This window comes from Xanthomonas sp. AC360 (genome assembly GCF_979258225.1).
In genome coordinates this window covers 3340613-3347534 of record NZ_OZ409846.1, presented here as the reverse complement: position 1 = coordinate 3347534, position 6922 = coordinate 3340613, and the positions used below count along the sequence as shown (strand labels likewise).

The 6922-nt window shown below is 59.4% G+C and carries 8 protein-coding genes; all 8 read right to left on the bottom strand.

Annotated elements, in window-relative coordinates; all coding sequences use genetic code 11:
* Positions 1-32 precede the first annotated feature (32 nt).
* The 8 genes from ACZZ0O_RS14550 to ACZZ0O_RS14515 all read right to left on the bottom strand — a co-directional run bounded on the left by ACZZ0O_RS14550 (position 33) and on the right by ACZZ0O_RS14515 (position 6796).
* Positions 33-251, bottom strand: a complete 219-nt coding sequence (locus tag ACZZ0O_RS14550; protein ID WP_463591103.1) for an MbtH family protein — start codon at positions 249-251, stop codon at positions 33-35.
* Between the two features lie 31 nt (positions 252-282).
* Positions 283-1086 (bottom strand): thioesterase II family protein, encoded by an 804-nt coding sequence (locus ACZZ0O_RS14545; RefSeq protein ID WP_463591102.1) that lies wholly within the window; start codon positions 1084-1086, stop codon positions 283-285.
* Between the two features lie 603 nt (positions 1087-1689).
* Positions 1690-2388 (bottom strand): YIP1 family protein, encoded by a 699-nt coding sequence (locus ACZZ0O_RS14540; protein WP_161556243.1) that lies wholly within the window; start codon positions 2386-2388, stop codon positions 1690-1692.
* A 35-nt stretch (positions 2389-2423) separates the two neighbouring features.
* Positions 2424-3641, bottom strand: a complete 1218-nt coding sequence (locus tag ACZZ0O_RS14535) for an ABC transporter permease (RefSeq protein ID WP_463591101.1) — start codon at positions 3639-3641, stop codon at positions 2424-2426.
* Complete coding sequence (locus ACZZ0O_RS14530) at positions 3641-4399, bottom strand: ABC transporter ATP-binding protein (protein ID WP_463591100.1); 759 nt, start codon at positions 4397-4399, stop codon at positions 3641-3643. The genes ACZZ0O_RS14535 and ACZZ0O_RS14530 overlap by 1 nt, the downstream gene beginning before the upstream one ends.
* Positions 4386-5561 carry an efflux RND transporter periplasmic adaptor subunit gene (locus tag ACZZ0O_RS14525; protein WP_463591099.1) on the bottom strand — a complete coding sequence of 392 codons (1176 nt, stop codon included), beginning with the start codon at positions 5559-5561 and terminating at the stop codon, positions 4386-4388. Before ACZZ0O_RS14525 ends, ACZZ0O_RS14530 begins: the two co-directional genes overlap by 14 nt.
* A gap of 163 nt (positions 5562-5724) precedes the next feature.
* Positions 5725-5985, bottom strand: coding sequence for a 2TM domain-containing protein (locus tag ACZZ0O_RS14520; RefSeq protein WP_115038150.1), 261 nt, complete (start codon positions 5983-5985; stop codon positions 5725-5727).
* A 460-nt stretch (positions 5986-6445) separates the two neighbouring features.
* Positions 6446-6796: a HesB/IscA family protein gene (locus ACZZ0O_RS14515; RefSeq protein ID WP_463591098.1), complete on the bottom strand. Its 351-nt coding sequence runs from the start codon at positions 6794-6796 to the stop codon at positions 6446-6448.
* Between the last annotated feature and the right edge of the window lie 126 nt (positions 6797-6922).

Below are 6922 nucleotides of genomic sequence, written 5' to 3'. Positions count from 1 at the left end.
CGAAAGACCTCGGCTGCGACGAGAGGAGAGTTTCAGAGCGCCGGCGTGGACTCACGCGCGGCGGCAATGGCTTCACGCACGCTCTTAGGCGTGATGTCCTTCCAGACCTGCTCGATGTGGTCCAGACACTCCTGCTTCGTACCGGCCTTGCCCTCCTTGTACCAACCCAGCGGCACCTCGCGGAACGATGGCCAGATCGAGTACTGCTCTTCATCGTTGATCACTACGAAATATTCAACTTCAGCGTTCATGTTGCCTCCACGGATGGACTAGGGATGAAAATCACGCATTAGATGAAGCTGCTTCTGCTTCCTGACTCAACCCCGCGTACGCCGCCGCGCCCTTGAACAGGTACTGTTCGATGGCACGACAAACCTGTGTGGCGTGGCTGTTAATGAAGAAGTGGTCGCCATCAATGGCATTCATGCTGAATCCCGCCGTGGTGTGCTGCGACCATTCGCCGACCGCCTGCAGTGAAACGGAGGGATCGTGCGTTCCACCGAAGGCGATGATCGGCATCGGCAAGGGACGCGGCGGACGCGCCCGGTAGTCCTCGCACAGATTGAAGTCCGCACGTAGCGTCGGCATCAGCAGCTCGTACAAGGCGGGATTGGCTAGTACGGTTTCGGTAGAGGCATTGATACGTGCAAGGATCTCGATGAAACGCGCATCGCTCACCCCGCGCACCGTTTCCCAACCTGCAGGATTTGGAATATGCGGCGCCTGCCGGCCAGAGACGCCCAACAGGATCGGCAGCGCGGTGCCTTCCGAACGCAGTCGCTGGGCCAGCTCATGAGCAATCAATGCGCCCATGCTGTGCCCGAACAATGCATACGGCTGGTGCACGTGCGGCCGGAGCACCGCAACGAGCGCATCCAGCATACGGTCGAGAGTATCGATCGGTGCATCGAGGATGCGCATCTCACGTCCCGGTAGGCGCAACGGCACGGCACTCAACCGATGGGAAAGCAGCCTGGACCACTGCCGATAGATGGACACGCCGCCACCGGCATACGGCAGACAGAACAGACGCACGGTACCCACCGCCACAGGCTCGAGCGCATGCATCCACCTGCTGTCATCCATTACAGACTGCTCCATGCATTCCCCTTTCATGCGGATCTTGCACCGGGTAGGCACACGCTCCCTTAACCCATCAACGTGAGCTCAGGGACACCACGGCAACTTAGAACACCCAATCGAAAGCGCAAGCCAAAACCACTACCGCTCGCGCTGAAATCTTTGCAAACAGCACAGAGCCGGAGCCCCAGCGCGACGGTCGCAAACAACGGCGATCACCGATCGTGACGAAACGGAAACGTGCGGATTCAGGCTGCAGAATGCAACCAGACGCAGGGTACTTGAACAGCTGTTGCTGGTATCGATCGCAGAAATCATTAGCCTTCCAAGACTGTGAATTCACTGCACCGGATCATCGCCTGGACCGCTGTATCCTCTGCGGCCATGATCCCCGGAATGGAAACAAATCAAACTGCCGATACTGCTACTGCTTCAGTTGCGCATCGATAGAACACGACGCTTGATAATCGAGATTAGCACAGAAGATTCGTCTCACAATCGCATCCACCAGTCTTATCTCTTAACAATGCCGCAATAATGCATGCGCCATGACATACATTCAAAATACCGCCGCCCGTACGAGCGGCAGCGGTTGCGGTTGCGGCGATATCAACGCACGATGAAGAACGCCCAGACGCCGTACACAAGCAGATACGGCGCAAGCACGATCACGGCTGACTTGAGCAGCGATGCCCCCACCCACAGCCTGTATCCCACGATCATCAAGGCAATCGACCATATAGTGGCAATCGAAATATTAGAGAGCATCACCTTCCACGGCGACTCCGCCGGCAGGCGCAACAACAGGCCATCTACAGACAGCAGATTCAACTCTTCCGTAGCCAGGCGATCGCCGCTGGCGGCCACGTATGCAATCATCGCCAGCAGCACCAGCACCGTCGGCAGCGAGGTCCAGGACACGAAGGAGAACCACTGACGGAAGCCCTTGCTGTCGCCCTGCAGCGCGCCCACGGCATTGAAGTACAACGCCTGCAACACGTAAGCGCCCGGCACCAGCACCAGCACGGTCCCGATCGCCATGGTTAGCTGGAAGCCGCGTCCCAACATGCTACGTGCGCTCTCGGCCTCTTCCTCGGTCAGATCCTTGCCCAGCAGGTTCACCTGATGATCGGCCAACCAAGCAATATCCACACGCAGGTAATAGAACACCCACGCCGCCAGGCTGAGGCCCAGCACCGCAAGGAATGGCACGGCCCAGGAATAGCCGGGAGGCAACGTGCGAAAAGCCTCCGCGGGTGCCGTGAATATCCGCTCGGCAAGCTTGAGGTTGCTGCTGTTTTCCGTCACGTACGCCTCCAGTTGTTGTTGATGAACTCGCCCGACTACTCGTAACGCAACGCCTCGATTGGATCCAGACGCGCGGCCTTAGTGGCCGGAAGAATGCCGAACAGCACGCCCACCGCCACGGAGAACCCCACAGAAATGCAGACCACCCACGCCGGCATGTACACCGACGGCATGCCGGGAATGATCGCTGCGATCAGGCTGCCGACGCCGTAGCCGATGGCCACACCGATGACGCCGCCGACCAAGCAGATCACGATGGCTTCGATCAGAAACTGCAACAAAATATCCGCTCGCCGTGCGCCCAGCGCCTTGAGGATGCCGATCTCCCGGGTACGCTCGGTTACCGAGACGAGCATGATGTTCATGATGCCGATGCCCCCCACCAGCAGCGAGATGCCAACAATACCCGCCGCTACCGCCGTCACCGAATCCAGGATCGTATTGAACGAGGCGCTCAGCTGCTCGGAGGTCTGCACGCGGAAGTCGTCTGCCTGCGCTCCCTGCAGCTTGTGCTGTTCACGCAGCACACGTCTGATCCGATCAATGACCGCGTCGGAACGTTCGGGATCTTCCAGCTGCAGCTGCACCTGGATGTCGTACTCGCGCGAACCACCGAGCAAACGCTGCATGGTCGAGAACGGCAGGAGGATGTAGTCGTCCTGGGAGAAGCCGAACAGCTCGCCCCGCTTCTCCATCACTCCGACGACCTTGCACCATTCTTCTCCGACCCGGATGAACTCGCCGAGCGCAGGCTTGGGCAGCTCCAAGTTCTCGATCACCTCGGTGCCAACGATGCAGACCAGACGACGCCGGGCGTCGTCATCATGACTGAAGAAGCGCCCCTGCTGCGGATAGATCCGATTGACTTCGATGTAGCTGGCACCAACGCCGAACACGCGAGTCATCGCATTACGCGAACGATAGCCGACCCGGCTGGTAGTGTCGCCTGCATCGAACAGTACCGGCGTGATGTGCGAGACACCATCGACCTTGTGCCGGATCGCCTGCAGATCGGCTTCGGTCAACTTCGCGTTGCGTCCCAGCATCTGTTCGCGGAGCGGCGTGAAGGAGCGGATGGTGATGGAGTTCGAGCCCAGACTTTCGAACTGCATACTGATCGTGTGCGATAGTCCCTGCACAATCGACACGATCAAGATCACGGCCGCCACGCCAATGGCGATACCAAGCGCGGTCAGGAAAGACCGGAATGCGTGCGCCCGCAGCGACGTCAACGCGGAGCGGGCGCAATCCATCAGCAAGCTTGCGGCCTCTGCTGTTGATCGAGCTTGACCAAGCCATCGTGCAGGGTGATCACGCGGTGGCAGCGCTGCGCGATGTCCGGTTCGTGCGTCACCACCACTACGGTCTGGCCATCCGCCTGCAGCTGATCGAACAGCGTCATGATCTCTTCGGTGGTGGTGGAGTCCAGATTTCCGGTGGGCTCGTCGGCCAGCAGGATGCTGGGATTGCCGACCAGGGCGCGTGCAACCGCCACGCGCTGCCGCTGGCCGCCGGACAATTCATTTGGAAGATGCGACATGCGCTGGGCCAGGCCAACCTTGCGCAGCGCTTCGATGGCCCACTCGCGTCGCTCGGCATACGGCATCCGGCGATACACCAGTGGCTGCATCACATTGTGCAGGGCGTCCACTCGCGGCAGCAGATTGAAACTCTGGAAAATGAAGCCGATCTCCGTGTTGCGTATACCGGCCAGCTCGTTGTCGCCCATTTCGGCGACGGCCTGACCGTTGAGCAGATAGTGGCCGTGCGTCGGCTTGTCCAGGCAGCCGATGATGTTCATCAGCGTGGATTTTCCGGAGCCGGAGGCGCCGATGATCGCGACATAGTCGTTTCGCTGGATGTCCAGATTGATGCCGCGCAGAGCCGGCAACACCTGCCCACCCATCACATAATCGCGGCGCACGCCACGCAGCGTGATTACCGCGGCGGCATCTACGAGCTTCACCGCGGCGACAGGCGCCGCGCTTCCCGCAGGCTCAACGACGGACACGAGCACCGTCCTTATTGTCGGCATCGCCGATCGCATCGCCATCCTTGAGCAGGCGTAGAGTCCGAAAGGGCCCAACCACCACGCGCTCGGAGAATTTCAGACCCGACTTTGCCACAACATGGCTGTCCGAAGACAAGCCAAGAGTCAGGTCGCGACGCACAGCGGTGCCGGCTTCGTCCACAAACACATACGCCTTCTCCTTGCCGGCGCGAGCCGCGTCTTCGTACAGCACGGCCTGAAGCGGAACTGCCAGCTCCTTGCCACTGGACTGGGTGTAGACCTCCGCTCGACAGCTCGTGCCTGGCTTGATCCGGTTCGCTTCGGCGGCGTCTAGACGGATATCGACCGCGAAAGAGAGATTCTGCTGACCCTCTGCCTTCACCGCCGATGCAGCAATGCGCTCAACCACGCCATTTACTACCTGGTCGGGATAGGCCGCTGCGTAAATGGCGGCACGCTGGCCGATGGCGATACGGGCAATGTCGGTTTCGTCGACCTTGAGCTCGGCAATTACCGAGGACGTATCCGAGACTTCCGCCAGCACGGTGCCGGGAATATTAGTGGTGCCTGGAATCACCGATTCGCCCGCTTTCACGTCCAGCCGCGTCACCACGCCATCGAGCGGGGAGCGGATCTGCGTGCGCCTGAGCGTATCGCGCGCCTGCGCCAGCGAAGCGCTCGACTGCACAAGCGATTCGCGACGCGACTGCACGTTCAGCCGCGCCACTTTCATCTTGTTCTCTTCGGCCTCGAACGTGCTGCGGTCAACCAGGCGATCCTGCTGCAGCGCGCGCAGCCGCGCGACTTGGCGTTCCAGGTTCTGCAACTGCGTCTGCTCCTGCAAAATCGCCACTTGCTGCAGGCGTGCATCAGCTTGCTGCTGCTCCAGCATCGCTTGGTACTGTTCGGCTTCCAGCGCAATTAGCAACTGGCCGTTGCGTACGGTATCGCCCTCGCGCACCTCAACGCTCAGCACTTTACCGCTGAGTTCGGAGCTGAGCCGTACCTGTTCACGAAAGCCCACCTTGCCTGAGGCGAGCACCGAGCTTCGTACAACTTCTTCGGAGACCGGCAACGTATCGACCGGAATGCCCTGTCTTGCCCGCATCATGCCGGCAAGCACCGGGAGGCCAATTGTCAACCCAACCAGGGCGACCAACATAACGGTAGTTTTCTTCACACCTTGCCCTCCATGACATACACGCATCCCAAGGGAGGTCCATAGCCGACGTCGCGATGCTGATCGCAGGATCATGCCAAGACCGATCGCACCAAGACTTAAGTGCAGTCTTCGACGCACGGCATAAAGACATCCGAGCGAGGACTTACGGCTTCTTGTTGAGCCGCTTCTCGATCATCTTTCGTTCCCAGTCAGGACCGAAAAAGCTGAATCCGCGATAGGCGAACACCCCATGCACGGCAACGCCAACTCCCCACCCCAGCAGCACCCAAAGAACTCCTGGACGGTCCGGAACTACGTATAGTCCCAATGCGATAACGAAGATCAGGTACATGAAAACGTGCGACCAGAATTCTTTTAGTCGCTTTACATAGCGAACTGCATCGATTTCTTCTTCCAGAGACATACATTTCTCCTGGTGTGTATTCGCAATCAGTCGCAGCAGGCCTTAGATAGGCCTATATTCACGCCGCGCTGAACTTAACATGGATATTTTTCCAAGTACATCCCGGTTACGTGACCAACTAGAACTCTCGACTGCGCATAACCAAAGGCGAATCAAGATATACCCAAAACGCTATCAAGCGCTTCGCCCTCTTGGTAGCACTCATCCGTACGCTTTGCGTTCGTCTTGACGTCTAAGTAAAAGGTGCCACTATCAAAGTACTTGACCGGCAAGCCGTCCGCACCCGAGACATGACCAAGCCGTCCTCAGGAGGGAGGAATACTCACACCCACTTTGCTGGGATATCTATGCTCGTGCATTAGCATATGTCCCCGGATATCCACCTCATATTCGGAGACACCCAACGGCCCTCTACGACGCCGCCAAGCAAAACAACTTAAATTTCAATCAATTAAAGCAGCTAAATTTCCAGGGGGCGATACGAATCGTCCACGGTAAAGCTCTCGCCGCAGCCGCACTCGGCGGTGGCATTTGGGTTGCTGAAGGTGAAGGTCTCGCTGAGACCGTGCTTGCCGAAGTCGATGCAGGTGCCATCGACCAGCGGCAGACTAGTGGGGTCGACGAAGATGCGCACGCCGTCCTGCTCGAACACCGCATCGTCGGCGCGCTGGTCGCGCGCCAGGTCGGTGATGTGGCCCCAGCCGGAGCAACCGGTCTTGGTCACGCCGAAGCGCAGGCCCAGCGTCCCCGGGGTCTGCTGCACGAAACGCTGCACGCGCTCCAGCGCGGCGGGGGTGAGGCTGATGGCCATGGGAGGTGCTCCGAAAACGATGGTGGCTAGTATAGCGAGGCAGCAACGACTGCGGCGGCGTCCTCAGCTGCGGCACCTCCCTCAAATGGGAGCACAGCAGGCCTGCGACAAGCACCTCAACCCGCA

Bases quoted from the DNA above. Each gene is read 5' to 3' on its own strand.
- ACZZ0O_RS14550 (WP_463591103.1), bottom strand. From the start codon at position 251: ATGAACGCTGAAGTTGAATATTTCGTAGTGATCAACGATGAAGAGCAG.
- ACZZ0O_RS14545 (WP_463591102.1), bottom strand. From the start codon at position 1,086: ATGGATGACAGCAGGTGGATGCATGCGCTCGAGCCTGTGGCGGTGGGT.
- ACZZ0O_RS14535 (WP_463591101.1), bottom strand. From the start codon at position 3,641: ATGGATTGCGCCCGCTCCGCGTTGACGTCGCTGCGGGCGCACGCATTC.
- ACZZ0O_RS14525 (WP_463591099.1), bottom strand. From the start codon at position 5,561: ATGTTGGTCGCCCTGGTTGGGTTGACAATTGGCCTCCCGGTGCTTGCC.
- ACZZ0O_RS14520 (WP_115038150.1), bottom strand. From the start codon at position 5,985: ATGTCTCTGGAAGAAGAAATCGATGCAGTTCGCTATGTAAAGCGACTA.
- ACZZ0O_RS14515 (WP_463591098.1), bottom strand. From the start codon at position 6,796: ATGGCCATCAGCCTCACCCCCGCCGCGCTGGAGCGCGTGCAGCGTTTC.